The organism is Paractinoplanes tereljensis (assembly GCF_016862435.1).
Classification (GTDB): domain Bacteria; phylum Actinomycetota; class Actinomycetes; order Mycobacteriales; family Micromonosporaceae; genus Actinoplanes; species Actinoplanes tereljensis.
Genome location: NZ_BOMY01000033.1, coordinates 246,434 through 272,150, shown reverse-complemented (window position 1 = coordinate 272,150; position 25,717 = coordinate 246,434). Strand labels below are relative to the sequence as shown.

Sequence of the window (25,717 nt, the reverse complement as noted above, 5' to 3'; positions counted from 1 at the left end):
ACCTGTCCCGACCGTCGCATGCCGTCCTCGATCCGACTTGACGGCTGCGGCGGTCTCGCAGCCAAGCAGTGCAGGGGTTGCGGTCGGCGTCGAAGAGCACCCACTTCGACTCACCCACTTGATCAGTTGTTTGTTCATTGCCGGAACGGGTGGGTATGAGGTGGCCATGTTTGAGGGATTTGTGGATGAGCGGGTCGACGTCGGCGAGGTTGAGCTGCGGGTTCGTCACGGCGGCGACGGGCCGCCGGTGCTGCTGATCCACGGGCATCCGCGCACCGGCGCCACCTGGCACCGGGTCGCGCCGCGGCTGGTCGCCGACGGGTTCACCGTGATCTGCCCGGACATGCGGGGCTACGGCAGCTCCGGCAAGGCCACGATCCGGGCGGATCACGCGCAGCAGTCCAAGCGAGCCGTCGCCGCGGACATGCGGCGCCTGATGGAGACCCTCGGGCATCCGATCTTCGCGGCCGCCGGGCACGACCGCGGCTGCTACGTGGCGCTGCGGCTCGCCCTCGACCATCCGGACGCGGTGAATCGCCTGGTCGTGATGGACGGGGTGCCGATCAGCGAGGCCCTGGCGCGCTGCGACGCCAAGTTCGCCCACGACTGGTACCACTGGTTCTTCTTCGCCCAGCCGGACAAGCCCGAACGCGCCATCCTCGCCGACCCGGACGCCTGGTACGGCGGTGACCCGGACGCCATGGGCCGAGAGAACTACGAGGAACGCCGGGCCGCCGTCCAAGACCCGGCCACGGTCCGGGCGATGCTGGAGGACTACCGGGCCGGCCTCGGCATCGACCGCGAACACGAGGAGGACGACCGTCTCGCCGGCCGGCTCGTCGAGTGCCCGACGTTGTACCTGTGGTCACTCCGCGACGACATGGAGGACCTCTACGGCGACCCGCTAGCGGTCTGGCAGCCATGGGCGAAGGACATCCGCGGCGTACCCATCGACTCCGGCCACCACATGGCCGAGGAAAACCCGGAAGCGTTGGTGCGCGCCCTGCGTGGTTTTCTCGGGGGATGAAACTACAGGGCAGCCTGCTTGTCATCGCCGGGCCACCCGGAGCCGGGAAGTCGACCGTTGGCTCCATCGTTTCTTCGCGCCTCTCACCGAGCGTCCTGATCCGCGGAGACGCCTTCTTCCGATTCCTGGACCAGGGTGCGCAGGAGCCGTGGCGGCCGGAGGCGAAGGGTCAGAACCAGACGGTCATCCGCGCTTCGGGTGCGGCAGCTGGACAGTTCGCGCGGGGAGGATACGAGGCCGTCTTCGACGGAGTCATGGGGCCATGGTTCCTGCCGACCTTCCTCGAGGCGACCGGACTGGACGAGTTGCACTACGCCGTCCTGCTGCCCTCGGTGGAACGCTGCCGGGACCGGCCCGAACGGGACCACGGCAATGAGCGCCCCATGCCAGGATGTCCGTCATGCGCGTCGATCAGTTCGTCGAATCGCTCCGGGTGGACGGCCGTGGCCTGGCCGAGGCGGCCGACCAGGCCGGCCTCGACGCGGTCGTGCCGACCTGCCCCGACTGGCAGATCAGAGACCTCCTGCGGCACACCGGCGGCGTCCACCGGTGGGCGGCCGCGCACGTGACGCAGGAGCGCGTCAAGCCCTTCACGGCCGACGAGGAGGAGCAGTTCTTCGCCGCCCCGGACGACGACGCTCTGCTCGACTGGTTCCGGCACGGGCACCAGGCCCTGGTCGGCGTCCTGTCCGCGGCCGAACCGACGGTCGACTGCTGGACCTTCCTGCCGGGCGCCGGGTCGCCGCTGGAGTTCTGGGCCCGCCGGCAGGCCCACGAGACCGCCGTCCACCGCGCCGACGCCGAAGCCGCGCTCGGCCGGCTCCCGCAATGGGACCCACGGTTCGCGGCCGACGGCATCAACGAGCTGCTCCGCGGCTTCTTCGCCCGCCGGCCGCAGCGGCTCGCCACCGACCCGCCGGTCAGCATCGCCCTGTGCGCCACCGACGCCGAGGCCGCCTGGACGATCTACCTGGGGCCGGACGGGCTGCGCGTGGTGGACGCCGACGGCCCCGCGACGTTGCATCTCGCCGGGACCGCCTCGCGTCTTTACCTGCTGCTGTGGAATCGCACCGGAACTGAAGGCCTCGACGCTCACGGCGATGTGCCGGTCTGGGATGCCTGGTGCAGTAAAGCCGCCGTCACTTGGAACTGACCAGTCGTCGGCGATTGGTGCGGCTCTAATTGCACGTTCAACGCTATGCCTTGATCGGGTCTGGATTTGCCGGGTCGGTGGCCCTGCTCGCTGAAGGCGCCGTTCTCGTGGCGCGGCCATGCGAGAATGCCCTCGTGGGAGTGCCCAATTGGCTCGGCAGGCTGCCCTTACCGGCCGCCACAGTGGCGAGCGCCCTCACGGGCTGGGACAAGGAGCCCACCGTCTTCCAGTGGGCGATGCTTGCGACCGTGATCCTCACGATCGGCTGGTCTGCCGCAGGGCGACGGTCGGAAAGCTCGACCCACCCACGCTTTAAAAAAATCCTCCAGGGCGCGTCATTAGAGCATGTCCTCAGTGCGAGGCAAATGCCTTTGCCGGCATACCACCCGGCAAGGTGCTGAAAGGCTTCGTCCTGACCGCCGTGCCTTGAAGATCTAGAGAAATTTCATGCGGCCCGAACAGGCCTGACCGACGGGCGTCGTCCGTTCGGTGGTCGCCGCGGTTGATCCGGTGGGGCACTGTGGACGTCATGCCCGACTCGAGGATTTTCATCTCGCACACCGGCAAGGACCGGGCATGGGCGGAGTGGGCGCGCTGGCACCTGGAGACGGCCGGCTACCCGACCGTGCTCGACAGCGTCGACTGGCCGGCGGGCACCAACTTCATCCAGGCCATGGATCAGGCGCTGCACCGGGACAACCCGATGCTGGTGCTGCTGTCGACGGCCTACCTCGACCCCGACCGCTACACCACCGACGAGTGGACCACCCGGCTCGCCCAGCGCCGCAAGGACCCGGACGCGAAACTGATCCCCATGCGCATCGACGGGGTGAATCTGCATGGCGGGTTGTGGTCGCCGATCATCGTGCCGGACGTCTTCGACCTGCCCCCGGACACCGCCGCCACGGTTCTGCTCGACACCGTCCGGCAAGTGCTCGCACCGGCCCCGCCCGGCAGCCTGTCCGCGGTGCCGCCGGCCTACCCCGGCAGCATTCCGGCGGCTGCGGGTGGAGGGCCGCGTCCGCCGGGGTCATTGCCGCCGGTGTGGAACCTGGCCCGCCGCAACCTCGGCTTCACCGGCCGGGACGGCATGCTCAATCGGCTGCACGACGCCCTGACCGCCGGTGACCGGGTCGCGGTGCAGGCCCTGCACGGGATGGGCGGGGTCGGGAAAACCCAGCTCGCCCTGGAGTACGGCCACCGGTTCGCCGGCGAGTACGACCTCATCTGGTGGATCCCGGCCGAGCAACCCGACCTGATCGGGGAGTATTTCGCTGCCCTCGCCCGCAAACTGCAGCTGGTGCCGGCGGGGACGGTCACGCCAGCCGCGGTCGAGGCGTTACGGGATCATCTGCGCCGGGCCAGGCGGTGGCTGCTGGTCTTCGACAACGCCGAAGACCGCGACCAGCTCAACCTCTGGCTTGCCGACGGGCCCGGCCACACCCTGATCACCAGCCGTGACCCGAACTGGGCCGGTGTCGCGCGGCCGATGGATGTGGACGTGTTCAGCCGCCCGGAATCGATCGCGCTGCTGCACACCCACCTGCCCCAGCTCGAGCGCGCCGAGGCAGATCGCCTCGCCGATGCGCTCGGCGACCTCCCGCTGGCCGTCGGGCAGGCAGCCGACCTGCTCGCCGAAACCCGCATCCCCGTCGACACCTACCTGGCCGAACTCGCCACCCACACCGCCGACCTGATGGCCGAGGGGCGACCATCGGCCGGATACCCGACGAGACTGGCCGCCACGATCTCCTTGACCGCCGACCGTCTCTGCGCTGCGGACCCGGCCGCCGGGCAATTGCTCTACCTTTGTGCCCGGCTCGCCCCCGAACCCATTCCTGCTGATCTGTTCACCAGCCGACCCGACCTGCTCCCCGAACCTCTTCAGACGGCGGTAAGCCGCCCGGTGGCGTTCGCCCGCACCCTGGCCCTGCTCGGCCGTTACGGCCTGGCCCGGCTGTCTGACACTGGACCGATCCTGCACCGTCTCACCCAGGCTATTCTCCGCGACACCGACCCTGCCCACGAGGCCCGCCGCGAGATCGTCGAACAGCTCCTTGCTGCCGCCCGACCCGACGATGGCACAGATCCACGGTGGTGGCCACGCTGGAGCGTGCTACTCCCGCACATTCTCGCCGCCGACCCCGCCACCACCATTGACCCCAGCCTGCGTTGGATCGCCAACGACGCGGTGTGGCATCTGATGGCACGTGGCGACTATCGCACCGCCCTCCCGTTGGCAGAACAGCTCCACCACGCCTGGACCCGGTGGCACGGCCCCGATGACGACAGCACCCTCGGCATCGTTCACACCCTCGCGTCCATTCACTACCAACTCGGCCACTACCAGCAAGCTCACGACCTCGATCAGGAGAGCCTCAACCGCGAACGTCGTAACCGCGGCGACGACCATCCCAACACCCTGTCCTCGGCCAACAACCTCAGCGCCGACCTAAGCGCGCTCGGTGAGCACGAGCGGGCGCGGGTCCTGGACGAAGACACCCTCGCCCGGCGGCGCCGGGTCCTCGGCGACGACCACCCCGATACCCTCCGGTCGGCTAACAACGTCGCCTTCGACCTGCGCACGGTGGGTGAACACGAGCGGGCGCGGGTCCTGGACGAAGACACCCTCGCCCGGCGGCGCCGGGTCCTCGGCGACGACCACCCCGACACCCTCAGCTCCGCCGCTAGCCTCGCGGCCGGCCTGCGCGCGATGGGTGAATACGAACAGGCGCGGGACCTGGACGACGACACCCTCTCCCGGCGGCGCCGGATTCTCGGCGACGACCACCCCAGTACCCTGGGCTCGGCCAACAATCTCGCCTCCGACCTGCGTCGGCTGCGAGAGCACGAGCAGGCGCGGGCTCTCGCAGAGGACACCCTCACCCGGCAGCGCCGGGTCCTCGGTGACGACCACCCGGACACGCTCGATACGGCCAATGATCTCGCCGGCGACCTGGACGCCCTCGGCCTGCACGCCGAAGCGAGCAGCGTCCGACTGCAATTCCCAGAGACCTGACCCGCGGTAGGGGTTTCGACGGCCCAACAACGTACTAACTCTGCAGATGATCAAGTGGTTAGCGATTGCTGACGCTGAAGTGCATGTAGTCCTTGAGGCTTCGCCACTGGCCGCCCCAGAAATAGCCGTTCCGGGTGAAGGCCCTCGCCGCCCCCTCCGCGTGGATCATGCCGAGGTTGTAGCTGTTCCGGTTCAGGTAGCGATGACCGCCGAAAGGCGAGATCGACCCGCCCCGGATCATCGGGTTCTGCAGCGGGTTGATGTCGATCGCGGTGCCGTAGGCATGCTCCGACCACACATCCGTGCCGCCCACCGGCCGGCAGTTGTAGCCGGCGGTAACGATGCCCATGTTGGTCTCGCCGGGCATGTTCACCGACATCGGGGCCATCGCCATGATTCGGAAGCGCCACCGGAACAGCGTGAAGAAGATCTTCTGCACCCGCGGCACCACATCACGATGCACCACGATGCTGCCGTCGTGATAACTACCCTGCAGGTCGATGTAGGAGACCCAGACCTTGCGCAGCGCCGACGGCGGCACCGGGCACCGGTCCGCCGGATCCCAGCCGACCATGGCCGGCGTGACCAGCTCGACCCGGGTGCTCCAGTCGCGCAGTTGCACCCGCGGCGGGGTCAGCCGCAGCGTCTCGTCGACGTGCACGGGATACGGCGGGACCAGTTGGTTCCAGCGCCCGATGTCGGCCATCCGCAGCCCGGCGGCGCGGGCGATGCTGCGCATGGTCTCGCCCGGCGCGACCACGTGCCACACCGAGCCGGGCCGGATCACCGCCGGGGAAGCGAGAGCCGGTCGCCCCGGCAGGACGGTTACCGGGACGACCACGCTGAGCAGGGCGGCAAGCAGTCTTTTCAGCACGGTTACCGACCGTACGAACAGGTATCTCCCGTCGCAGGCGAAACGCGAAACTGATACGACTTTCTCAGGACAAAGACAGATCCAACGCTACGGGTACGGGCTGAAGAGTCACGCGCACCGGAGTTCCCGGCGTGAGCGACGGCAGCAGCGAACTGGCCACCTGGGCAACGACGAGCGTCTCTCCGACAGTCACCGTGACCCGGCTGGTCGAGCCGAGGAAACTGCTGGTCAGCACGCTGGCGCCGCCCTCGGGATCGGGTGTCACGTGCACTGCTTCCGGCCGTACCAAAGCGGTCGCGGAACCGGCGGCAGCTGGGGTGACCAACGGCAGCTCGGTGCCCAGCACCGAGATGATCGGGCCGGAAACGATTCCGGGAAGCCGGTTGCTCAGGCCCACGAAGTCGGCGACGAACGCGCTCGCCGGCTGCTGGTAGACGTCGGCCGGCGGGGCCAGCTGCTCGAGGCGGCCCGCCTTCATCACCCCGACCCGGTCGGCGACCGCGAGGGCCTCCTCCTGGTCGTGGGTGACGAACAACGTGGTCGTGCCGACCTCGGTCTGGATCCGCTTGATCTCCTCGCGCAGCTGCACCCGCACCTTGGCGTCGAGCGCGGACAGCGGCTCGTCCAGCAGCAGCACGGCTGGTTCGATGGCGAGGGCGCGGGCCAGCGCCACCCGCTGCTGCTGCCCGCCGGACATCTGATGCGGGTACCGGCTGCCGTGCGACGACAGGCCGACCAGCTCCAGCATCTCGGCGGCCCGGCCGGGAACCTTGCGGCGGCCGCGCAGCTTGAGCCCGAACTCGACGTTCTCGACCGCGGTGAGGTGCGGGAACAGGCTGTAGGCCTGGAACACCATGCCCATGTCGCGGCGGTTGGCGGGCAGCGCGGTGACGTCCTTGCCGCCGACCAGCACCCGGCCGGCGTCGGCGTCCTCCAGGCCGGCCAGCACCCGCAGGGCGGTGGTCTTGCCGCAGCCGGACGGGCCGAGCAGGGCGATCAGCTCGCCGGCCGCGATCTCCAGGTCGAGGTTGTCCAGGGCGTGCACCGAGCCGAACGTGCGGCGCAGCCCCTCCAGGTGCACGGCTACGCCGCTCATTTCTGCTCCTTCTTGGATCCGCCGGCCAGCGACAGCAGCATCAGCAGCACGAACGCCAGCAGCAGGGCCGCGAGGGAGACCGCGACCGACATGGTGGCGCTGCTCTTGCCGAGCAGTTCGATGGAGACCTGCAGGTTGGTGCGGTTGAGCAGGGACGCGATGGTGAACTCGCCGAGCACCAGGGCGACGGTGAGGAACGCGGCGGACAGCACAGCCGAGCGGATGTTGGGCAGCACCACCCGGACGATCACGGTGGTCCAGCCGGCACCGAGGCTCCGGGCCGCCTCGGCCACGGTTTTCACATCGATGGCCGACAGTCCCGCGTCGATCGCGCGATAGGCATAGGGCAGAACCAGGATGGTGTACGCGAAGACCAGCGTGAGCGAGGAACCGCCGAGGAAATAGGTGACCCAGGCGTAGACCGGTGCCAGCCCGACGACCAGCACGATCGCCGGAATGGTCAGCGGCAGCAGACACAGGAATTCCACGAACCGCCGCAGTTTCGGCAGCCGCAGCCGCACCCAGATCGTGGTCGGCACCAGCAGAACCAGCATCAGAATGGCGGTGAGCGCCGCCTGCTCCAACGAGGACACAATGCCCTCGGCCAGGTCCGGATAGGTGTCGCTGAGTTTCGGCCAGTTGACCAGCAGCGGCCACGTCTCGCTGTTGCGGGTGCTGAACTCCAGCATCGCGGCCAACGGCAACAGGAAGAAGACGCCGAGTACGACGAGGACAGCCCAGCGGAACACTCGCTGTTTCCGCCGCCGGGCAGCGATCACCCCAGCCATTTCGCGGTCCTTCTCTCCAGCAGCGAGTAGAGCCCCATCACGACCGCCACCACGATCACCATGCCGAGCGCCATCGCCTTGCCCAGATTTTGCTGGCCGAGGACGACCTCGCTGGTCAGGGCCCCGCGGATCTGCAACGGAATGATCGGGCTGCCCTGGCTGACCAGGGCGGCCGCCGTCGCGTACGCCGAAAAAGCGTTGGCGAAAAGCAGCAGCGTGGAACCCAGGAAAGCGGGAGCGAGCAGCGGCCCGGCGACCCGCGTCCAGTACTGCCAGGTGGTGGCGCCGAGGCTTTCGCAGGCTTCCCGCCACTGCGGACGAATACCGTCCAGGGCCGGCAGGAACACGATGAGCATCAGCGGGATCTGGAAGTACGTGTAGATCAGGATCAGACCCGGCAGTTCGAACAGCCACACGCCGTTCGCGTACAGATCAATGCTCAGATGGTCTTTCAACCAGACCGTGACGAAACCGCTCAGCCCGATCGTCGCCAGAAAGGCGAACGCGAGCGTGACCCCGCCGAATTGCGCGAGGACACCGGCCGCCGAGGTGACCACCCGGCGGAGAACGCCGCCGGCTTTGGAGGTCACCAGGGCGTACGCGAGAAGCGCCCCGCCGATCGCGCCGATCACGGCACTCACCGCGGACAGCACGATGCTGCGCCCGAACGCGTCGAGAATGTAGTCGTTCGTCAGCGCTTTCACGTTGGCGAAACTGACCCCGCCGTCGTCCCCGGCGAACGCCCCGATCACCACGACCAGCGTCGGGATGACCAGGAAGATCGTCACGTACGCGAAGAACGGCACTGTCCCCAGCAGTGCGGTGCCCCGCAGCTTTCGCCGCGGGGCCGCTACGGCCTGACTAGCCAATGGTCTTGGCCCAGTTCGCCGTCAGGTACTCCTTGGCCTTGGTGTTCTGCGCCTCGGTCGGGACGACCGGGGTGCCCTCGATCTTCGGCAGCGCGGCGAACGCGGTCGCGTCGATCGTGCCGGCCTTCTGCATGGCCTCGGCGCGGACCGGGCGGGCGCCGCCCTTCAGCCACAGGTTCTGGCCGTCGTCGGAGTAGAGGAACTCCTCCCACAGCCGCGCGGCGGCCGGGTGCGGGGCGTCCTTGCTGATGGCCTGCACGTAGTACGAGCCGAGCACCGCACCGGACGGCACGAAGGTCTTCCAGGTCTTGAGCTTGGCCGCCTCGGCCACGTTCAGGTAGTCCCAGTCGAACACGACCGGGGTCTGTCCGGACTCGATGGTCGCGGCGGTCGGGTCGACCGGCAGGAAGTTGCCGGCCTTCTTGAGGTTGCCGAAGAACTCGACGCCCTTGGTGATGTCGTCGACCGAGCCGCCGTTGGCCAGGGCGGCCATCTGCACGCCACCGAAGGCGGCGCCGGCCTGGGTCGGGTCACCGTTCAGCGCGACCTTGCCCTTGTACTCGGCCTTCAGCAGGTCGGCCACGCTGGTCGGGGCCGGCACCTTGGCGCTGTCGTAACCGATCGACATGTAGCCGCCGTAGTCGTTCACCCAGGTACCGGCGGCCTCCTTGAGGGCGTCCGGGATGTCAGCGAAGGTGGCCACCTTGTACGGCGCGAACATCGCGGTGTTGGCCGAGGCCACCGAGCCGCCGAGGTCGAACACGTCCGGCGCCTTGTCCTGGCCCTTGAGCTGGTTGGCGGCGTTGATCTCGTCCTGGCTGGACCCGTCGGGCTGGGCCGAGTTCACCTTGATGCCGTACTTGTCGCCGAAGGCTTTGATGATCTCGCCGTAGTTCGCCCAGGTCGGCGGCAACGCGATGACGTTGAGCTCGCCCTCCTTCTTGGCCGCGGCGATCAGAGCGTCGAGGCCACCGAGGTCGGCGGCGCTGGTCGCGGTGGCCGCGCTGCCGGCGGCGGCATCGTCGTTCTTCTTCTCCGGGGGCGAGCAGGCCGCCATGGCGACGGCCGTGGTGGCGGCAATGACAACGGCCAGGGTACGGCCGACAGGGGTGCGCACTGTGGTGTCCTCCTTCTGCGCCACCGCAACCGGTGCGCGCTGGGTGGATCATGGAAGTGCTTAGTTGCGGACAGGCGTCCGTGGTACGTACAGATGGAAACATTCCTGTCGGACGTTGCCTAGACCACAGATCATCAACCCGATAACCATTGGCGGGCGTCGCTGAGGCTAGGGCTTCTCCCGCGTGCCGAACCGGGTCATCGCGCTGACGCGGTCGCCGGCCAGGGTGAGCACGTACAGCCCGGTCAACGCGCCGGTGCCGCGCAGCTTGGCGACGAACGCCGGCTGGCCGTTCGCCCTGGTCGGCACCAGGTCGAACCGGCGGCCGGCTCGGAACAGGCCGGCGCAGAAGGCGGCCACCCGCTCCCGCCCCTGGTATTCGTAGGGCATCGGCGGCATCGACATGAACACGTCGTCGGTCAGCAGGTCCACCAACGCGTCGACGTCGGCCGATTCCCAGGCCCGGACGAACTTCGCGACCACCGCGGCCTCGGCCGGCGACCCGGCGGCGGGCGGCGGTTCCACCGCCGGCCGGTCGCGGAGGGTGGCCCGGGCTCGTTTGAGGGCGCCCTTGACCGCGTCCAGGCTGGTGTCGAGCATCCCGGCCACCTCCTCGCCACTGAACGCGAGAACATCGCGCAGGATCAGCACGGCGACCTGCCGGGGCGGCAGCGTCTGCAGGGCGGTGACGAAGGCCAGCGAGACGTTCTCGGCCTCCTCGTACCGGTCCTCCGGCAGCGGCTCCAACCAGACCACCTCGCCGAGCCGGGTCGGCTCCGGCAGTTCGACCCCCGGCACATCCCAGGCGGCGGCGGGCCGCCGCGCCGCCGACCGGCGAGCGTTCAGGCAGCGGTTGGTCGCGATCCGATAGAGCCAGGTACGCATCGACGCCCGCTCCTCGAAACCGGCGAGCCCCTGCCAGGCCGCCAGCAGCGTGTCCTGCAGGACGTCATCGGCGTCCTGCACCGACCCGAGCATCCGGTAGCAGTGCACCCACAACTCCCGGCGGTACGGCTCGGTGAGCTCCCGGAAGTCGTCCCCGTTCACATCGGCCTCTCCCACACAGGTATGGACACCGCGACACCTTCGCGGGGGTCGCGGTGTCGGTAACGGCATGGGAAACATAGTGGTAAGCCAGAACATCACCCTCGACGGCGTTGTGCAGGACCCGACCGGCGAGGAGGGCATCGGCGGCTGGTTCAACCGCATCGGCGACCGCGACCGGGCGGCCTGGGCCCAGGCCGGCCACGAGGAGGCCACCCGCAGCGCGGCGCTGCTGCTGGGCCGCCGCAGCTACGAATACCTGGCCGCACGCTGGACGACCCGCACCGGCGATTGGGCCGACCGGCTGCGAGCCCTCCCGAAGTACGTCGTGTCCTCCACCGCCGTGCCCGAGCCCACCTGGGGCCCCACGACGGTGATCAGCACCGACCTGATCCCAAAACTGAAGGAGGAGATCGACGGCGACATCGTGGTGAACGCCAGCACCCAGCTGGCCCGCACCCTACTGGCCGAAAACCTGACCGACGAGATACGCCTGATCGCGTTCCCGTTCTTGGCCGGCCGCGGCGGCCGCCTGTTCGACGAGACTCCCCGGTCGCTCCGCCTGACCAGCACCCAGCCCGTAGGAGACAACCTGATCCTGTCGACCTACGCCCTCGTCCAGGACGCCTGACCGACGATGCCGCGCCGCGCCGTCCATGGCCGGCGCGGCGCTGGTCAGGTCGACGGGAATGCGGTCGCCCGGCCGGTTCGCGAGCGACAGAATGGCCGAATCCTATGCGGGACGGGGGTACGCCAGTGGGCGGGACAGCGGTGGGCATGGCCCTGCGCCGGTGGCTCCTTGGTCTGTCGGCAGACAAGCACGACCAACCCGAACGTGATTATCTGTCCGGCCCGCCGTCGCTCGCATGGGTGCGGGCGGATGTCGGCCCCGGCGTGGCGGCCGAGGCGTTGCTGGTGGTGGCCCGCGATGGGGACTCCGGCCTGCGGCTCGCCGCGGTGGAGGCGCTGGGTTCGGCGCCGGCTCGGTGGTGGCCGGTGCTTGACTCGGCGCTGCGGCAGCGGTGGTGGTCGGCGCCGAGCTGGTCCCGGCGTCTGGCAGCGGAACTGGCCGGTGCGGAAATCGATCTGCTGAGCCTGATCGTGGCCGGCTGTCACCGGGACGGCCGGATCCGCGAGGCCGCGGTCGTCCAGCCCACCCGCTGACCGGCATCGGTCAGCGTGGCGGTGGCCGCCCAGAGTGCGGCCGCCGCGGCCGTGTCCCTACCCGCTTTGCTGGGGCGGCCGAGCGCGGGATAGCCCTTGAGCCCGCCGAATCCGCCCGGCCCGACATAGGCGTTGCCGGGCACGTCCTGGGTGGCGGCATAAAGGATCGGCCGGGCGCCCTGTTCGGCGTCGTTGGTCAGGAAGCGCAGCCGGTTGATGACGTTCGAGCGGGAGTGCGCGGCCAGCGCCGTCCGGGCGATCCCCGGGTGGGCGAGAACCGAGCGCACCGGACTGCCCGCGGCTTCGAGACGGCGCTGCAACTCCAGCGAGAACTGCACCACGGCCAGCTTGGAGGCCTCGTAGGCCCCCATCCGGCTGTAGCGCCGGGACCGCCAGTCCAGATCGTCCAGAGAGACCTTCCCAGTCCGGTGCAGCTGGCTGGTGACCGTCACGACCCGGTCGGTCAGGTGTGGCAGGAGCAGGTTGGTCAGCACGTACGGCCCGAAGTAGTTGGTCGCGGTCTGCACGTCCAGGCCCTGCGCGGTTCGGGACGCCGGGATGTCCATCACCCCGGCGTTGTTGATCAGAACATCGAGGGCGCCGCTCCAAGAGCCGGCGAAGTCTCGGACCGCGTCGAGGTCGGCCACGTCAAGGCGGCGGACGTCGAAATCCACCGACCGGGCCCCGGAGACGTCGCGCACGGCCAGCACGACCCGGGCTCCGGCCCGGCCCAGCTCCCGGGCGGTGACCAGGCCCAGCCCCCGGCCTCCCCCGGTGATCAACACCGTCTTCCCGGTCAGGTCGGGCAGTTGGCTTGCGGTCCATCCGGTCATGGCGAGACTCCCCTGCAGACGTCGGTGAAGTCAGTCCACCGCATCCGCCGCACCGGATGAAGGCCCAGCTCAACCAGGGATAACTGATCCCCCGCTACTGGCCGATCCGGCCGTCGATCCGCTCGCGGAGCAGGTCGGCGTGACCGTTGTGCCGGGCGTACTCCTCGATCATGTGGACCAGGACCTCGCGCAGCGAGATCCGCCCGACGCCGGGCACACCCTCGTAGACCACGGCCAGATCGGGTGCGGCCGCCACAAACGTGTCGGTGAAGGAGCACTCCTCCCGCCACGCCTGCCAGGCCTCCGCCACCACCGCGGCATCAGCGACCGCACCGTCGAAGTCGCCGTCGGGAGAGGCTGCGGTCTGAAAACGCAAAGCAACGTCCAGGCCGGCCAGCCGCTGCCGGAACCATTGCCGTTCCACGTCCGCGCAGTGCCGCACCAGCCCCAGCAGCGACATGGTGGACGGCGGCACCGAACGCGCGGCGAGATCCGAGGCAGTGAGGCCGCCGCACTTGACCTGCAGCGTGAGCCGCTGGTCGCGAAGGAACGCGACGAGCGTGGCCCGCTCGTCGCCCTGGTGCAGCCCGTCGGTGCGGGGATCGTCGTCGGCGGGAAACAGGTTCGCTCGCTTGGCCATGGGCCGGAACACTAATCGGCATGGCCGAGACCCACTTCGGCGAGTGGATCGCCGCGCACTACGCCATCCTGTGGCCGGAGCTGTTCGAACCGACGCTGATCGACGCCACCGTGAGCTTCCTCGCTGGGCTCGCGCCCGGCGGTGCGGCCCTGGAATTCGGCATCGGCACCGGCCGCATCGCCAAACCACTGCAAAACCAGGGGCTCGAGGTGTACGGGATAGAGCTCTCCCCCGCCATGGCCGCCCACGTGGACCACACCATCGTCGGCGACTATGCGACGACCCGCCTGGGCCGGATGTTCGACCTGGTCTACCTGCTGCGGAACACGATCACGAACCTGGTCACCCAGGACGAGCAGGTGCGCGCCTTCGAGAACGCCGCCGCCCACCTGCGCCCCGGCGGCTGCTTCGTCGTCGAGAACTACATCCCCCAGATGCGGGAGCGCGTCTTCGTCGAGACCCCGGAACACCGAGGCGTCGAGGAGTACGACCTGGCCACCCAGATCGCGATCTCGCACCACCGCTGGACCATCGACGGGGAAACCCACGCCTTCTCCTCGCCGCACCGCTACGTCTGGCCGGCCGAGCTCGACCTGATGGCCCGGATCGCCGGGCTGACCCTCCGGGAGCGCTGGTCGGACTGGCACCGCACCCCGTTCACCAGCGCCAGCACCGACCACGTAACTGCGTGGGAGAAGCCGTTAAGTCATTGAACCGCCCGACCGAACAGTTAGGTGTCGTCTGTCCTGCGGTAGGGGGTTTGGGTGCGCCGGTTCCGGTTCACGATCAGACGCCGGTGAGGTCGCCGAGCGCAACGCCACTCAGGTCCAGGAGTTGGTGCAGGGCGGCCTCGGCACCGCCCGCGACGTCGCGCAGGCCACCGACGCGCTGTCGCTGACCGACGGCAGCCGCAAGATCGCCTCGGCCGAGCTGCGGGCCGTGCTCGCGGCGCACACCGATTACCTGGGGGTCTGGACCGGCTGGGAGCCGAACGCGTTCGACGGCCAGGACAGCAGTTACCGCAACAAGACCGGCCACGACGCCACCGGCCGGTTCATCCCGTACTGGTATCGCGACGGCAGCACGATAAGCCTCGCCCCGCTGACCGACTACACCGTCGAGGGCACCGGCGACTACTACCTGGTCCCGAAGAACACCAAGGCCGAAAAGATCATCGAGCCCTACACGTACGCCGTGGGCGGTAAAGACGTGCTGATGACCGCCGCGAACAGCGGGGACGTCGCGCACACGATCACCGGGGTGGCCGACGTGGCGTCGTCGACCGCGGACATCGCCGGCACCACCCAGCAGGCCGCGACCAACCTGTCCAAGCTGGCGGCCGACCTGACCGCCCTGGTCGGCACGTTCCGCTACTGATGCTCCAGGCCGTCCCAGGACCAGCGCGGCAGGGCCAGGTCGGCGGGCACGTCGTCGGGTGAGCGGTGGTAGCGATTCATCGTCGTGGTGGTCGCCCACGCGAAGTAGTCGTGCAGGACCTGGCGCAGCGGATCGGTGGTGAATCCGGCATCGGTCAGCGCCGCGTCGAAGCAGGCGATCGCCCGCCGGTCCATCTCCTCGTGCGGGCCGTTCCCGCTGTGCATGCGCACGACCGTGGTCTCGTCGCCGTGCTGAGACGTGTAGGCGGCGGGCCCGCCGAGGGCCTCGGCCCAGTAGTCGGCCAGGCGGGCGGTGTGCTCCGGGTGGTAGCCGTGGCTGAACGCGTGGCTCACCACCTCGTCGGCCAGCACCCGGGCGTGCCAGGCCGCCGCCAGCCGGGTCAGGCCCGCGGTGCCGCCGGCCGCTTCGTACACGCTGGGCATAGCGAAACGCTACCGCGCCTGATGGACCGCCAGCCACGCCTGAGAGCTGTAGGTGAGGCGGATGTCGTCGGTCGCCAGCATGTCCCGGAGCTGGTCGCGGGTGAGGAAGTGGTGGGCCGAGTCGCGCAGCAGCCGCACGTTGATCACCCCGACAACGAGCAGCGGCAGGATGATCCGCCCGAGTGAGAGCACGCCGCGTGAACGGATGTGGTCACGCAGAATCACCCCGGTTCCGGCCCCATCACGCGGCGTGGTGACCACCAGCCGCCCGCCGGGGTTCAGCCGAGAGATGAGCAAGGCCATCGACCGGGCCGGATCGGCCAGCGAATAGAGCACGTTCCCGCACACGATCGCGTCAAAGGTGCCGGGCAGTTCGGCCAGGTCACCGTCGAGATCCACGCGCAGGTGGGTGGCCCCGGGATTCTTGCGCCGGGCCCGCTCCAGCATCACCGGCGACATGTCCACCGCGACGATCTCCCCCGGCTCGCGCGCCCGCAGCGCCCGGGTCAGATTCCCGGTCCCGCACCCGGCATCCAGCACCCGCCCGGCCCCTTCGGGAACTTCGGAGATCAAGGTCAAGACCATCCGCTCGTACGGCGTCAGACGCGCGATCACGTCGTAGCACCGGGCGTACAGGTCCCACAGCGCCGTGTTCACCGAGCCTCCATGAAGTCCGCGATCTCGGGCACCCCCGCGGCCCGGATGCTGGCCGTGAAGGTCCCGACCACGCCCCAGGCCGGGTAGGCGAGCACGTCCGCCCGCACGCCCGGATAGACGCCGCTCATCCGCACCGGGTCCGGTCCGATGGTGATACCGCCCGGCGCGATCCGTTCGAGGGTCGCCCGCAGCGACGGAACCACGCTCATCACCCAGAGCCGGTCCCCACAGCGCAGGCTCTCCCGGTAGAGCGCCCGGAACAGGTGCAGCGTCGCGACGCCCGGCGCGTCCGCCGCCTTGGCCACCCCGGAGAGCTCGACCACCCCGTCGCCCGCCGGTGGCGCGGCCATCAGCCGGGCGGCCGGAAGCGACAGCGAGCCGGTCGAATCGGTAACCATCCGCCGGCCGACCGCGACCAGCATGCCGGCCGCGTCGAAACTGCCGAACCAGTGCACCCGCTCGGCCGGGATCTCATCGTGCCAGGGCAGCCAGCCCTCCGAAGTCAGCTCCGAGGCCGGCAGGTGACCGTGCCGGACGTACGCCTCGCCCTGCAGTCTTTTGGCCGCGGCCGGGTCGCTGAGCGGCCGGCACTCGTAGGTGTCCTCGCGTACCGGCACCGGGTCATGACATCACACCCGGTCAATACGTAGGCCGGCCACGACGAGCGCGACCATCCGGCGGGCGTCGTAGCCGGGGCTGTCCGCGCCGACGCAGAGGTTGCCGACCCCGCGCATCAGGGTGAGCGGGTCCATGTCCGACACGATCTCGCCGGCCTCGGCCGCCGCGGCCAGCAGCTGCCCGCAGACCGGGACGAGCCGATCCAGGAAGTACGCGTGCAGGCTCGCGAAGGTGGCGTCGCCCTGCAGCGCCTCGGCCAGCCCGTGCTTGGTGACCAGGAAGTCGACGAACATGTCGATCCAGCGGGCCAGCGCCGCGTGCGGGCTCAGGCCGGTGGCGAGCAGCGTGGGCCCGGCCTCGGCGCACGCCTCCACCTGGTGCCGGTAAACCGCCACGATCAGGTCGGCCCGGGTGGGAAAGTGCCGGTAGATCGTGCCCACCCCGACCCCGGCCCGGGCCGCGACCTCGCGCACCGGGACGTGCACGCCGGAGGTCACGAACGCCTCGGCCGCCGCGTCCAGCAGCGTGCGTTCGTTGCGCCGGGCATCGGCCCGTTTTCGCTCGGCCACGCCATCCCCTTGGTAAACGGAACACGGTTCCGTATGGTTGGTTGCGGAACACGGTTCCGCTTAACCTCGAGTTTAGGGAGGACCGATGCCGAGCACCAGTTTCGGGATCATGACCGCGCCCATGCAGGTCGGCTACGAGGACATCGTGCGGGTCTGGCGCGAGGCCGACGAGATCGCCGAGATCGAGCACGCCTGGCTGTTCGACCACCTGATGCCGATCGGCGGCGACCCGGACGGGCCGATCCTGGAGGGCTGGACCCTGCTGTCCGCGCTGGCCGCGCAGACCCGGCGGCTCGATCTGGGCCTGCTGGTGACCAGCAACCGGTTCCGGCCACCCGCGATGCTCGCCAAGATCGCCGCGACCGTCGACGTGGTCGCCGGCGGCCGGATGGTCTTCGGCATCGGGGTCGGCTCCCGGCCGGGCCACCCCCTGGCCAAGCGCGAGTACGACGCGCACGGCCTGCCCTTCCACGACACCCCGCACGCGGTGGGCAGCTTCGCCGAGGCGTGCACGGTGATCCGGCGGCTGTGGAGCGAGGACAAGCCGTTCGACTTCCACGGGTCGTACGTCGACCTGACCGGCGCGTTCTGCAACCCGAAGCCGGTGCGGCGGCCGCCGTTCCTGATCGCCGGGCGCTCGTCGGCGGTGCTGCGGCTGGCCGCCGAGCACGCCGACATCTGGAACATCCCCGGCTTTGCCGACCTGGCCGACCTGAAGAGCCGGAGTGACCTGCTAGATCGGTATTGCGCCGAGATCGGCCGCGACCCGGCCGAGATCACCCGGTCGATCCCGGTGCCAGTCTCCTACGACAATCCGGGCGAGACCCGGGACGCGATCGCGGCGGCCCGCGAGATCGGCATCGGGCACTTCGTGCTCAGCCTGCCCGCGCCGTACCCGGCCGGGGTCGCCCGCTGGGTCGCCGACGAGCTGATCAGGACAGCGAGGTGAGTGGCTTGGCCGGACCGTACGTGGTGCCGGCCCGGTCGCGCTCCAGCCAGCCGGTCTCGACAAGCATCCGGCGTGCCCCGGCGACGTCGTCGGTGACCACCGACAGCCGGCGGTTGATCTCGTCTTCCGAATAGAGGCCGTCCAGCGCCAGGAAGCGCGCGAACAGCTCGCCGACCTGCTGGTAGCGCTCGCTCATGGTGGGCGGCAGGCTGGTCAGCCGGCCGTGCGCGAAGTTGCCGCGCAGCTGCGGATAGTCGGCGAGCAGCCCGGCCAGGGGCTGGGACCGGTCGACCGCGTTGGCCGCCTCGCGCAGCGCCCCGGGCGAGGCCCGGTAGACGCCGTTGCCGGTGCCGGTCGCCAGCCCGATGCCGGTCAGCCGGGCCAGCAGCTCCCCCGCTTCCTGGATCGGCACGTCCAGCGCGTAGGCCAGCTCGGCCAGGGTGGCCCCGTCCTTACCGCGTTTCACCAGCTCGGCGAAGGCCGCCAGGCGGGCGGGCACGGCGAGCTGGGACAGGAATTCGGCGGCGCGCGCGGCATCGGCGGACATCGGCCCACCGTATTGAAGGAGGCACGCTCCGCGCATCCGGATTAATCCGGGCCGGAAAGGTGCGCCCACCCCGTACGATCGTCGATACATCGACCAGCACGGGGAGCGCGACCATGATGACCCTTTTCCTGGTTCTGCTTGCGGTCGGCCTGATCACCGCGCTGACCGTCCGGGTCAAGCGGATGGAAGCCAAGGCGCTCAAGCCGTTCCTGGCGGCGGCGCTGCTGATCCCGGGCGGCCTGATCGCGCTGGAGGGCGTCCAGATCACGCCGTTCCACGTCGTGCCGCAGTCGCCGGTCGACCTCGCGTCGCTGCAGCAGCCGCTGCTGGTGCTGCCGGCCGTCCGGCCCGGCCACGCGCCGGCCGACGGGTTCCCGGCCGTCGACGAAGACCTGCGCAGCGCGGTCAAGACGTTCCCCGACGAGGCGAGCATCGCGTTCTTCAAGAGCCGGGGCATCCGCACGGTGGTGGCCCCCGCCGGGGTGTACACCGCGCCGGACACCTCGATGAGAGAGGTCCCCGGCGCGGTGATCTTCACCCTTTAGCTGACATCCGCCACGAAGGCCGAGATCCAGGCCAGGGCGGCGTTCCAGTTGATCGCTTCCTCGTTCGTCGACCACGACTGGATGTCGTCGATGTAGCAGAACTGCCCGACGCAGCCGGTGAGCTTGCTCTGCGCGTACGGGTCCTGGATCGACGAGTTCGCGCCACCGGCCAGGGTGCCGGCCGGCGGGTTCGGCAGGGCCGGGTCGAGCTGGTGGGCGTACCACCGGCTGTGCTCGTTCTGCGAGCTGACCTCGCCGTACCCGGTCACGTAGGACTGGTTCAGTGCGTTACGCCCGAACACGTAGTCGAGGCCGGTGAGCACCGCGTTGCGGTACACCGGCTTCCCGGTCAGCTGGTACGCCGACGCGAGCACGACCATGTTGTTCAGGACGATGCTGTTCGAGCCCCAGTCGTAGGAGTTGTTGTTCGGGGCGTACGGAACGCCGTACGCCTGGGCCTTCTGAACGGCCAGATATTTCTCCGCTCCGGTGACCACCGACGCCTTTACGGCCTTCAGGCCGGGCAGTTTGTTCGGGATCGCGGCCAGGTCGAGGCGGCCGGCCGCGGCCGTCGAGGCCCAGTCGAACGCACCCGCGCCGAACACGTCGGCGGTGTGCTCGGGCGAGGCCAGCACGTCGTTGGCGTAGCTCTTCTCCCCCGTGGTCAGGTACAGCTCGGCGGCGGCCCAGTAGAACTCGTCGCTGACCTTGCTGTCGTTGTAGGCGCCGCCGCCGACCCCGTCCGACTCCGGCGCGAGCAGCGCCGGGTTGGCCTTGGCCGCGGTGTACGCGGTGCGGGCCGCTGCGAGGGCGCGCTTGGCGAACGCCGGGTCGTAGGGCCGGTAGACCCGGGCGGCCTGGGCGGCCACCGCGGCCAGGTTCAGCGTCGCGGCGGTGGAGACCGGGTGCAGCTCACGCGGCTGCGGGTCCTGGTCGGGCAGCAGCGGCAGCCCGGTCCAGGACTGGTCGTGGATCTTGTGGTGGACCATCCCGGCGAGGGGCTTGCCGGTCGGCACCTGCATGCTGAGCAGGAAGTTCAGCTCCCAGCGGGCCTCGTCGAGGATGTCCGGGACGCGGTTGCCACTCTCCGGGATGGCGAGCGACACCTTCCGGACGGCGTGCGACCGCTCGTACTCGCTGAGGATCTCCCAGGTGGTGATGCCGCCGTTGACGACGTATTTGCCGTGGTCGCCCGCGTCGTACCAGCCGCCGCGCACGTCCAGGGTGTAGTCGCAGACGCCGGCCTGGCAGGGCACGTTGCCGTCGCCCTGGTTGGGGGCCACGTCGACGTGCCCGGCGGCGCGGCCGTAGCCCGGGCGCAGGGCGTTGTCGATCGCGATGCCGCTGCGCTGGGTGTAGTAGAACTTCAGCGCGTCGGCCCGCAGCTTGTCGTACGCCGCCGTGCCGATGTCGAACGGCCGGCTCGTCTCCCCGTCGGCGACCACGGTGTAGCCCGTGCCCGGCCGGGAGTACCGGCCGAAGTCGATGGTCTGCACGTTCTCGCCGGACGAGATGTCGACACCGCGCGGAGTGGAGTTTCCGCGCGCCACTACTGCGCCGGCGGCATTCTTCAGCTGCCACGGCAGCGGGGTCGTCGCGGTGGTCACCACGGTCGCGGTCTTCGGCCCGGACGGGACGTACGCGACCTGGTTGACCCGCACCCGCGGGCCGGTGTCCGGCACGTACACCTCGGGCGGGACGCCGCCGACCAGAGAGACGTTGTCGACGCAGAAGTGCCACGGGTCGGCGCTGCCGCCGAGCTGGAACCCGACCTGCCCCTGGGCGGTGTCGGCCGACTGGGTGAACGTGTACGAGTAGTGGGTCAGCCCGCCGAGCACGGGCGACTGCTCGAAGTAGGTGTCGTAGGGCGAGACGGCCAGGCCGACGATGGCCCGCACGACGTGCCCGGCGTCGCCGGCCGCGTCGAAGCTGAACCGGTAACTCTCGCCGGCGACCAGGGGCAGATCGTTCTGCCCGATCGCCACGTCCCAGCGGTTGGTCGTGCCGCCGGGCACGTCCACGCAGGCTTGCCCGTCGACCAGGGTGATCGGCAGGCCCGCGGTGGACCAGAAGGGATCGGTGGTGCCGTCGAATCCGCCGTTGCGGACCTGCTCGACCTCATCGGCCAGAGCTGGCGCGGCGGCGCCGCCAACAAGGAGGGCGGTGAGGACGGCCACCGTTCGGGAGCGCTCCCATAGAGACATGGAAAAGATTGAATCGACCTCGTGACGCGCTGTCAACGCTGGCGAAACAGCGCGTTCACGGCCGGAGCCCCCCGGCATGAGGGCTCCGACCGCTACCTTCAGTTCACAAAGACCGCCGGCGAGCCCGACACCGTGGTGTCCAGGACCGGGGCGTACGTGGCGGTGAAGAAGCCCGCACTCGGGCAGGTGATCGGCCCGGACGACTTCGAGAACGCCTGGTTGCTGAACGCGATCGAGTTGCCGGTGTTCGACGAGACGCCGGTGATCGCACCGCCGTCGGCCTGGTAGACGCAGGTCACCGAGCCGAGCAGGGTGCCCAGCACCAGGGTGGTCTGCACCGGGGCGCCGGCCGCGCCGCTGACCGTGACCGCACCGGTCGCGCTGTCGATCGTGGTACCGAACGGCAGGTTGTTGACGGTCACGCTGGTCACCTTGGTCACGCCGAGAATGTTGGCGGTACACGTGGCGAACGTGTGTGCGGTGGCCGACTCGGTTGCCAGGCCCGGCGCGGCCGGGTTGTCGGTCACCGTGGCGGTGAAGGCCGACGCGGCGCACTTGATGCCGGTCGTACCGCCGGACGTGGTGTTGAAGTCGGCGGTCGTGCCGGCCGCGACCGCGGCGTTCAGCACGTCGCCGACGACCACGTTGGCTCCGGCCGGACTGCCGGTGGTCAGCACGGCCACCGCGTCGTCGGCGGCCCGGGCCGGACCGGCTACCAGCGCCACCGAGAGTGCCGCGAGCGCGGCGATCGGAAGGCTTCTGGACGCACGCATGGGTGTTCCTCCTTGCGTTGGGAACGAGACACCCGGGCGGCCACCTGCGGGGGGATGCGGGAAACCGGTCCGGGCTCTTGCACGCTCTTCCGGAAATACAATTAACCGAAAGTGATACTTAGCGCCGTCGATGTATAGACCTGTCGGATATGACCCGTCAAGCCACTTGACCCGCCGGATACCCAGCGGTAACTTCGGAACGCTACATAGACGGCGGACTTTACATAATGCCGTTGTTGGTGAGCGACAATTCGATTCTGCTCAATTGTTTACGGCACACAAAAGGGAGTAGTTTGATGAGTGCACCGGACACTGTTTCCGCCGGTGGTGTCCGCTGGCGGCGGTTCGCCGTGATGTTCGGCCTCACCGGGGTGGCGACCGCCGGCCTGATGGCCCTGACCGCCCAGGGCGTGCTGGCCGCCAACTTCTCGATCTCCGGCATGCCGTTCGTGGTCGCCGCCGACGAGTTGAACGGGCAGGGCTTCGAGCAGTTCGCGACGCTGGACACCACCCGCGAGGGCAACCCCAACCTGGCCGACGAGGGTGGGCAGAAGGTGCTGATCGTGTCGGCGATCAACACGGCCACGCTGACCAAGCTGTGCCAGAGCGTGTCGCTCGGCGGCGCCTACCTGAAGATCACCGCGGGCGACGCCGGCACCCCGGTGTCGGCCAAGGCGCTGGTCGTCGACTCCGACCAGATCAACGGCAACGCCGACTTCACCAACATCGAGGTCGGTGGTGACGCCGGTCTATTCAACAAGGTGAAGAACCCGAACACCGGTGAGGACGTCGTCGGCCCCGATTACGTCTTCGGGCAGCAGGCCGACGCGGTGCAGATCAAGAATCTGTGGCAGAACAACTACGCGACCACGGCGGCCAAATTCACGCTGCCGCACCTGCGGATGTCGTTCTCGTCGACCGGCTGCTGACAATGCCCCGCGGATCCAGTTTCTGGAACTGGCGACACGCCCGCCCCTTCTGGGGCGGGCTGCTCGTCCTCGTCGGCGGCACCGAGATGTTCCTGACCGTGATGGCGCCGCTGCCGGTCGTCGTGCACGTCGGCATGCAAGGCTTCATCGGCTACCTGCTGCCGATCCTGATCGCGGTCCTGGGCGCTCTGCTGATCTTCAACCCGCAGCAGCACGTCTTCTACTCGATCGTCGCGGCCGTACTCGCGGCCGCCTCGTGGCTGACGTCCAACCTGGGCGGCTTCGTCATCGGCCTGCTGCTCGGCCTGGTCGGCAGCGCCCTGGCGTTCGCGTGGTCACCGGAAAAGCACAAAGTGGCGACTCAGGCGTCGACCGACAACCCCGGCGTCCAGCCGGAGACGTCGGAGAGCCTGCCGCGCCACAGGCGTACCTCATCGGGCTTGCTGTCCGGCGAATAGATCCGCGTGTTGCGCAGGTGGATGTACTTCGTCGGGGCCAGCAGGGCGGACATCTGGCGGTGGGTCACCTCGCCGCCGATGTCCCGCTGGCGGATCGCGTGGTGGGCGAGGTCGGACTGTTCCTTCATGTGCTCGGCCATGCCGACGAAGAAGGCGTCCTCGTAGTCGTTCATCTCGCTGACCTCGGCGAACCACTGCCACTGCGGGATCAGGTCACCGCTGACCAGCAGGCCGTGCACGGTCAGGCTGAGCGGAACGCCTGGCTCCACCAGATTGATGAGCCGGTCCATCTGAGCCACGTACGTGCCGAGCACGCTGTCCGGCTCGCTCCAGTCGGATCGGCTCATGATCGAGTCGAGCATCGGATCGGACAACACTTCGCACACCCCCGTGTCAGGCTCCCCGTGCCGACTCTAGGTCAGCCGGACGGGGCGCCGGACGCGAACGGGAGAAGTCAGCGGTGCAGGTGGTGGCGCCAGTCGCCGGGCACAGCCCCGGCCGGCCCGGGGGCGGGCTGGTCCTCGGGCCGGCTGGTCGCCGGGGCCAGCTCCGGGCCGTTGCCGGCCTCGTCGGTCGAGTAGTCCCAGAACCAGTCCTCGCCCGGCTCGAAGGACTGGATGACCGGGTGGCCGGTGGCCTTCCAGTGCGCGGTGGCGTGCTGCGCCGGAGAACTGTCGCAGCAGCCGATGTGCCCGCACTGCGCACAGCGGCGCAGGTGGAACCACCAGCCGCTGTCGCCCAGGCACTCCACGCAGCCGGTGCCGGAGGGGGGAACGTCGGGCTGAATCGGGTCGTCGCTAGTCACGCCGGAAACCTACCCCAGGGTCGCGTCGGTGACATCGGCGAACGTACCCCCAAGGGCCGCGACCGCCTCCCCGGCCGCCACCTGAAGTCCGACGCCGCGCACCCCCGCGCCGAGGTTGATCGTCCGCCCCTCGGTGCTGGCATCGGCCACAACGGGCCACGGCTTGGCCGACCCGAACGGCGTGATCGTCCCGCGTTCGTAGCCGGTCGCCTCCTTGGCGGTGGCCGCGTCAGGCAGCGACAGCCGGTTGACCCCGAGCAGCGCCCGAAGCTTGGGCCAGGAGATCTGCCGATCCCCCGGAACCAGCACGAACACGTAGTCGCCCTCGCCCCGCCGCACGACGATCGTCTTGACGAGATCGCGCACCTCGACCCCTTGCGCGGCAGCGGCCTCGGCGACGCTGGAGACGGGCCCGTGCTCCAGCACCCGGTGTGTGATCCCGAGCGCGATCGCGGCCTCTTCGGCTGGTCCTGGCATGTGATCAACTGTAGGGCCTGTCCTGCCGGTCACGGGGGAGCGAGGCGAGGTCCAGGTGTCGTCTGGGTGCGCGGCGCGGGCGCCCGGATACCGGTGTTGTATCTGGGTGTTCGCGCCGTGCGGCCAGGCGGCGGCTGGGCCACGCCGCAGCCCCGCGTGACCGGCAGGACAGGCCCTATGGGAGTACGTTTCAGGTATGTCTGACAAGCCGGTGCTTCAACCCGGACCGAGCCACCCGATCACGATCACCCCCACCGCCGGCCGGGTCGTGGTGACCGCCGGCGGCAAGGTGGTCGCCGACAGCCGCAACTCGCTGACGCTGCAGGAGTCGACCTATCCGGCGGTGCAGTACGTCCCGCTGGCCGACGTAGACCAGTCCCTGCTGGAGCGCACCACCACCGAGAGCTATTGCCCCTTCAAGGGCGACGCGAACTACTACTCCATCAACACCGGCGACAACAAGGCCGTAGACGCGATCTGGGAGTACACCCAGCCGCACGACGCGGTAGCCCAGATCAAGGACCACGTGGCGTTCTACCCCGACCGCGTGGACGCGATCGAAATCCAGCCCAGCTGACTCCCGCGCCCGAACCGCCCCGCCACTCACGCCGGGGCGGTTCGGGCGCACCGCCCCTACGGGAACGACACAAGATCGGCGCAGGCCAGGGGCAGCAGCCGTGCGGAAAGTGCTCCAGTTCCCGCCGCACCGGGCCGCACCGCGCCCGATCTTGCGGAGTCGCTG

30 protein-coding genes are annotated in these 25,717 nt (G+C 69.4%); 12 read left to right on the top strand and 18 right to left on the bottom strand.

Annotated elements, in window-relative coordinates:
• The first annotated feature begins 166 nt into the window (after window positions 1–166).
• The 3 genes from Ate02nite_RS24035 to fxsT all read left to right on the top strand — a co-directional run bounded on the left by Ate02nite_RS24035 (window position 167) and on the right by fxsT (window position 5,199).
• Entirely contained in the window at window positions 167–1,027 is an 861-nt protein-coding gene (locus Ate02nite_RS24035) for an alpha/beta fold hydrolase (protein ID WP_203809259.1), read from the top strand.
• 400 nt (window positions 1,028–1,427) lie between these two features.
• A complete protein-coding gene (locus Ate02nite_RS24030; RefSeq protein WP_203809257.1) occupies window positions 1,428–2,180 on the top strand; it encodes a maleylpyruvate isomerase family mycothiol-dependent enzyme in 753 nt (250 codons plus the stop codon).
• A 529-nt stretch (window positions 2,181–2,709) separates the two neighbouring features.
• A complete protein-coding gene (fxsT, locus tag Ate02nite_RS24025; protein ID WP_203809255.1) occupies window positions 2,710–5,199 on the top strand; it encodes an FxSxx-COOH system tetratricopeptide repeat protein in 2,490 nt (829 codons plus the stop codon).
• A 58-nt stretch (window positions 5,200–5,257) separates the two neighbouring features.
• Here fxsT and Ate02nite_RS24020 read toward each other — a convergent pair whose 3' ends face one another.
• The 6 genes from Ate02nite_RS24020 to Ate02nite_RS23995 form a co-directional block, all read right to left on the bottom strand.
• On the bottom strand, window positions 5,258–6,073 hold the full coding sequence (locus Ate02nite_RS24020; RefSeq protein ID WP_239147640.1) for a M15 family metallopeptidase: 816 nt from the start codon (window positions 6,071–6,073) through the stop codon (window positions 5,258–5,260).
• A gap of 64 nt (window positions 6,074–6,137) precedes the next feature.
• Window positions 6,138–7,169: an ABC transporter ATP-binding protein gene (locus tag Ate02nite_RS24015; protein WP_203809253.1), complete on the bottom strand. Its 1,032-nt coding sequence runs from the start codon at window positions 7,167–7,169 to the stop codon at window positions 6,138–6,140.
• Entirely contained in the window at window positions 7,166–7,957 is a 792-nt protein-coding gene (locus tag Ate02nite_RS24010; RefSeq protein ID WP_203809251.1) for an ABC transporter permease, read from the bottom strand. The genes Ate02nite_RS24015 and Ate02nite_RS24010 overlap by 4 nt, the downstream gene beginning before the upstream one ends.
• Window positions 7,945–8,763, bottom strand: a complete 819-nt coding sequence (locus Ate02nite_RS24005; protein WP_239147639.1) for an ABC transporter permease — start codon at window positions 8,761–8,763, stop codon at window positions 7,945–7,947. The genes Ate02nite_RS24010 and Ate02nite_RS24005 overlap by 13 nt, the downstream gene beginning before the upstream one ends.
• 55 nt (window positions 8,764–8,818) lie before the next feature.
• Window positions 8,819–9,943, bottom strand: coding sequence for an ABC transporter substrate-binding protein (locus Ate02nite_RS24000; RefSeq protein ID WP_239147638.1), 1,125 nt, complete (start codon window positions 9,941–9,943; stop codon window positions 8,819–8,821).
• 168 nt (window positions 9,944–10,111) lie between these two features.
• Window positions 10,112–10,990, bottom strand: coding sequence for an RNA polymerase subunit sigma-70 (locus Ate02nite_RS23995; protein ID WP_239147637.1), 879 nt, complete (start codon window positions 10,988–10,990; stop codon window positions 10,112–10,114).
• Between the two features lie 67 nt (window positions 10,991–11,057).
• Here Ate02nite_RS23995 and Ate02nite_RS23990 point away from each other — a divergent pair, with 67 nt between their 5' ends.
• Complete coding sequence (locus Ate02nite_RS23990) at window positions 11,058–11,618, top strand: dihydrofolate reductase family protein (RefSeq protein ID WP_203809247.1); 561 nt, start codon at window positions 11,058–11,060, stop codon at window positions 11,616–11,618.
• Between the two features lie 125 nt (window positions 11,619–11,743).
• Window positions 11,744–12,151: a hypothetical protein gene (locus Ate02nite_RS23985; protein WP_203809245.1), complete on the top strand. Its 408-nt coding sequence runs from the start codon at window positions 11,744–11,746 to the stop codon at window positions 12,149–12,151.
• Here Ate02nite_RS23985 and Ate02nite_RS23980 read toward each other — a convergent pair.
• Complete coding sequence (locus tag Ate02nite_RS23980) at window positions 12,100–12,984, bottom strand: SDR family NAD(P)-dependent oxidoreductase (protein ID WP_203809242.1); 885 nt, start codon at window positions 12,982–12,984, stop codon at window positions 12,100–12,102. The two genes, Ate02nite_RS23985 and Ate02nite_RS23980, sit on opposite strands and share 52 nt — an antisense overlap.
• A gap of 94 nt (window positions 12,985–13,078) precedes the next feature.
• A complete protein-coding gene (locus tag Ate02nite_RS23975) occupies window positions 13,079–13,624 on the bottom strand; it encodes a DinB family protein (RefSeq protein ID WP_203809240.1) in 546 nt (181 codons plus the stop codon).
• 20 nt (window positions 13,625–13,644) lie between these two features.
• Between Ate02nite_RS23975 and Ate02nite_RS23970 the strand changes: the two genes are divergently transcribed.
• Together Ate02nite_RS23970 and Ate02nite_RS23965 are read left to right on the top strand one after the other, a co-directional pair.
• On the top strand, window positions 13,645–14,337 hold the full coding sequence (locus Ate02nite_RS23970) for a class I SAM-dependent methyltransferase (RefSeq protein WP_203809238.1): 693 nt from the start codon (window positions 13,645–13,647) through the stop codon (window positions 14,335–14,337).
• 124 nt (window positions 14,338–14,461) lie between these two features.
• Entirely contained in the window at window positions 14,462–15,001 is a 540-nt protein-coding gene (locus Ate02nite_RS23965) for a cache domain-containing protein (RefSeq protein ID WP_203809236.1), read from the top strand.
• Here the strand turns inward: Ate02nite_RS23965 and Ate02nite_RS23960 are convergent.
• The 4 genes from Ate02nite_RS23960 to Ate02nite_RS23945 are packed head-to-tail and all read right to left on the bottom strand — an operon-like array spanning window position 14,995 to window position 17,288.
• Window positions 14,995–15,444 carry a group II truncated hemoglobin gene (locus Ate02nite_RS23960; RefSeq protein ID WP_203809234.1) on the bottom strand — a complete coding sequence of 150 codons (450 nt, stop codon included), beginning with the start codon at window positions 15,442–15,444 and terminating at the stop codon, window positions 14,995–14,997. The two genes, Ate02nite_RS23965 and Ate02nite_RS23960, sit on opposite strands and share 7 nt — an antisense overlap.
• A 9-nt stretch (window positions 15,445–15,453) precedes the next feature.
• Window positions 15,454–16,101, bottom strand: coding sequence for a class I SAM-dependent methyltransferase (locus Ate02nite_RS23955; protein WP_203809232.1), 648 nt, complete (start codon window positions 16,099–16,101; stop codon window positions 15,454–15,456).
• The gene (locus Ate02nite_RS23950) at window positions 16,098–16,718 is read right to left on the bottom strand and encodes a hypothetical protein (protein WP_203809230.1); all 621 of its coding nucleotides are present in this window, start codon (window positions 16,716–16,718) and stop codon (window positions 16,098–16,100) included. Before Ate02nite_RS23950 ends, Ate02nite_RS23955 begins: the two co-directional genes overlap by 4 nt.
• A gap of 12 nt (window positions 16,719–16,730) precedes the next feature.
• Window positions 16,731–17,288: a TetR/AcrR family transcriptional regulator gene (locus tag Ate02nite_RS23945; protein WP_203809228.1), complete on the bottom strand. Its 558-nt coding sequence runs from the start codon at window positions 17,286–17,288 to the stop codon at window positions 16,731–16,733.
• 85 nt (window positions 17,289–17,373) lie between these two features.
• Here Ate02nite_RS23945 and Ate02nite_RS23940 point away from each other — a divergent pair, with 85 nt between their 5' ends.
• Window positions 17,374–18,237, top strand: coding sequence for an LLM class flavin-dependent oxidoreductase (locus Ate02nite_RS23940; protein WP_203809226.1), 864 nt, complete (start codon window positions 17,374–17,376; stop codon window positions 18,235–18,237).
• On the opposite strand, the gene Ate02nite_RS23935 is transcribed toward Ate02nite_RS23940, so the two are convergent.
• Complete coding sequence (locus Ate02nite_RS23935) at window positions 18,221–18,784, bottom strand: DUF2087 domain-containing protein (RefSeq protein ID WP_203809224.1); 564 nt, start codon at window positions 18,782–18,784, stop codon at window positions 18,221–18,223. The genes Ate02nite_RS23940 and Ate02nite_RS23935 overlap by 17 nt on opposite strands.
• A 113-nt stretch (window positions 18,785–18,897) precedes the next feature.
• Here Ate02nite_RS23935 and Ate02nite_RS23930 point away from each other — a divergent pair, with 113 nt between their 5' ends.
• Complete coding sequence (locus tag Ate02nite_RS23930) at window positions 18,898–19,329, top strand: hypothetical protein (RefSeq protein ID WP_203809222.1); 432 nt, start codon at window positions 18,898–18,900, stop codon at window positions 19,327–19,329.
• On the opposite strand, the gene Ate02nite_RS23925 is transcribed toward Ate02nite_RS23930, so the two are convergent.
• Window positions 19,326–21,533: a glycoside hydrolase family 9 protein gene (locus Ate02nite_RS23925; RefSeq protein WP_203809220.1), complete on the bottom strand. Its 2,208-nt coding sequence runs from the start codon at window positions 21,531–21,533 to the stop codon at window positions 19,326–19,328. The genes Ate02nite_RS23930 and Ate02nite_RS23925 overlap by 4 nt on opposite strands.
• Window positions 21,534–21,631: 98 nt before the next feature.
• Window positions 21,632–22,306 (bottom strand): Tat pathway signal sequence domain protein, encoded by a 675-nt coding sequence (locus Ate02nite_RS23920; RefSeq protein WP_203809218.1) that lies wholly within the window; start codon window positions 22,304–22,306, stop codon window positions 21,632–21,634.
• A 296-nt stretch (window positions 22,307–22,602) separates the two neighbouring features.
• On the opposite strand from Ate02nite_RS23920, the gene Ate02nite_RS23915 reads away from it, so the two are divergent.
• Together Ate02nite_RS23915 and Ate02nite_RS23910 are read left to right on the top strand one after the other, a co-directional pair.
• Window positions 22,603–23,235 carry a DUF6230 family protein gene (locus Ate02nite_RS23915; RefSeq protein ID WP_203809216.1) on the top strand — a complete coding sequence of 211 codons (633 nt, stop codon included), beginning with the start codon at window positions 22,603–22,605 and terminating at the stop codon, window positions 23,233–23,235.
• Window positions 23,236–23,237: 2 nt separating this feature from the next.
• Window positions 23,238–23,693 (top strand): DUF6114 domain-containing protein, encoded by a 456-nt coding sequence (locus Ate02nite_RS23910; protein WP_239147636.1) that lies wholly within the window; start codon window positions 23,238–23,240, stop codon window positions 23,691–23,693.
• Here Ate02nite_RS23910 and Ate02nite_RS23905 read toward each other — a convergent pair.
• From Ate02nite_RS23905 to Ate02nite_RS23895, 3 genes are all read right to left on the bottom strand, one after another.
• Entirely contained in the window at window positions 23,597–24,070 is a 474-nt protein-coding gene (locus Ate02nite_RS23905) for a GvpU-like protein (protein ID WP_239147635.1), read from the bottom strand. The genes Ate02nite_RS23910 and Ate02nite_RS23905 overlap by 97 nt on opposite strands.
• A 77-nt stretch (window positions 24,071–24,147) precedes the next feature.
• Window positions 24,148–24,498, bottom strand: a complete 351-nt coding sequence (locus Ate02nite_RS23900; protein WP_203809214.1) for a UBP-type zinc finger domain-containing protein — start codon at window positions 24,496–24,498, stop codon at window positions 24,148–24,150.
• 9 nt (window positions 24,499–24,507) lie between these two features.
• Window positions 24,508–24,975 (bottom strand): aminoacyl-tRNA deacylase, encoded by a 468-nt coding sequence (locus Ate02nite_RS23895; RefSeq protein WP_203809212.1) that lies wholly within the window; start codon window positions 24,973–24,975, stop codon window positions 24,508–24,510.
• A 196-nt stretch (window positions 24,976–25,171) separates the two neighbouring features.
• Between Ate02nite_RS23895 and Ate02nite_RS23890 the strand changes: the two genes are divergently transcribed.
• Window positions 25,172–25,552: a DUF427 domain-containing protein gene (locus tag Ate02nite_RS23890; protein ID WP_203809210.1), complete on the top strand. Its 381-nt coding sequence runs from the start codon at window positions 25,172–25,174 to the stop codon at window positions 25,550–25,552.
• Window positions 25,553–25,717: the final 165 nt, after the last annotated feature.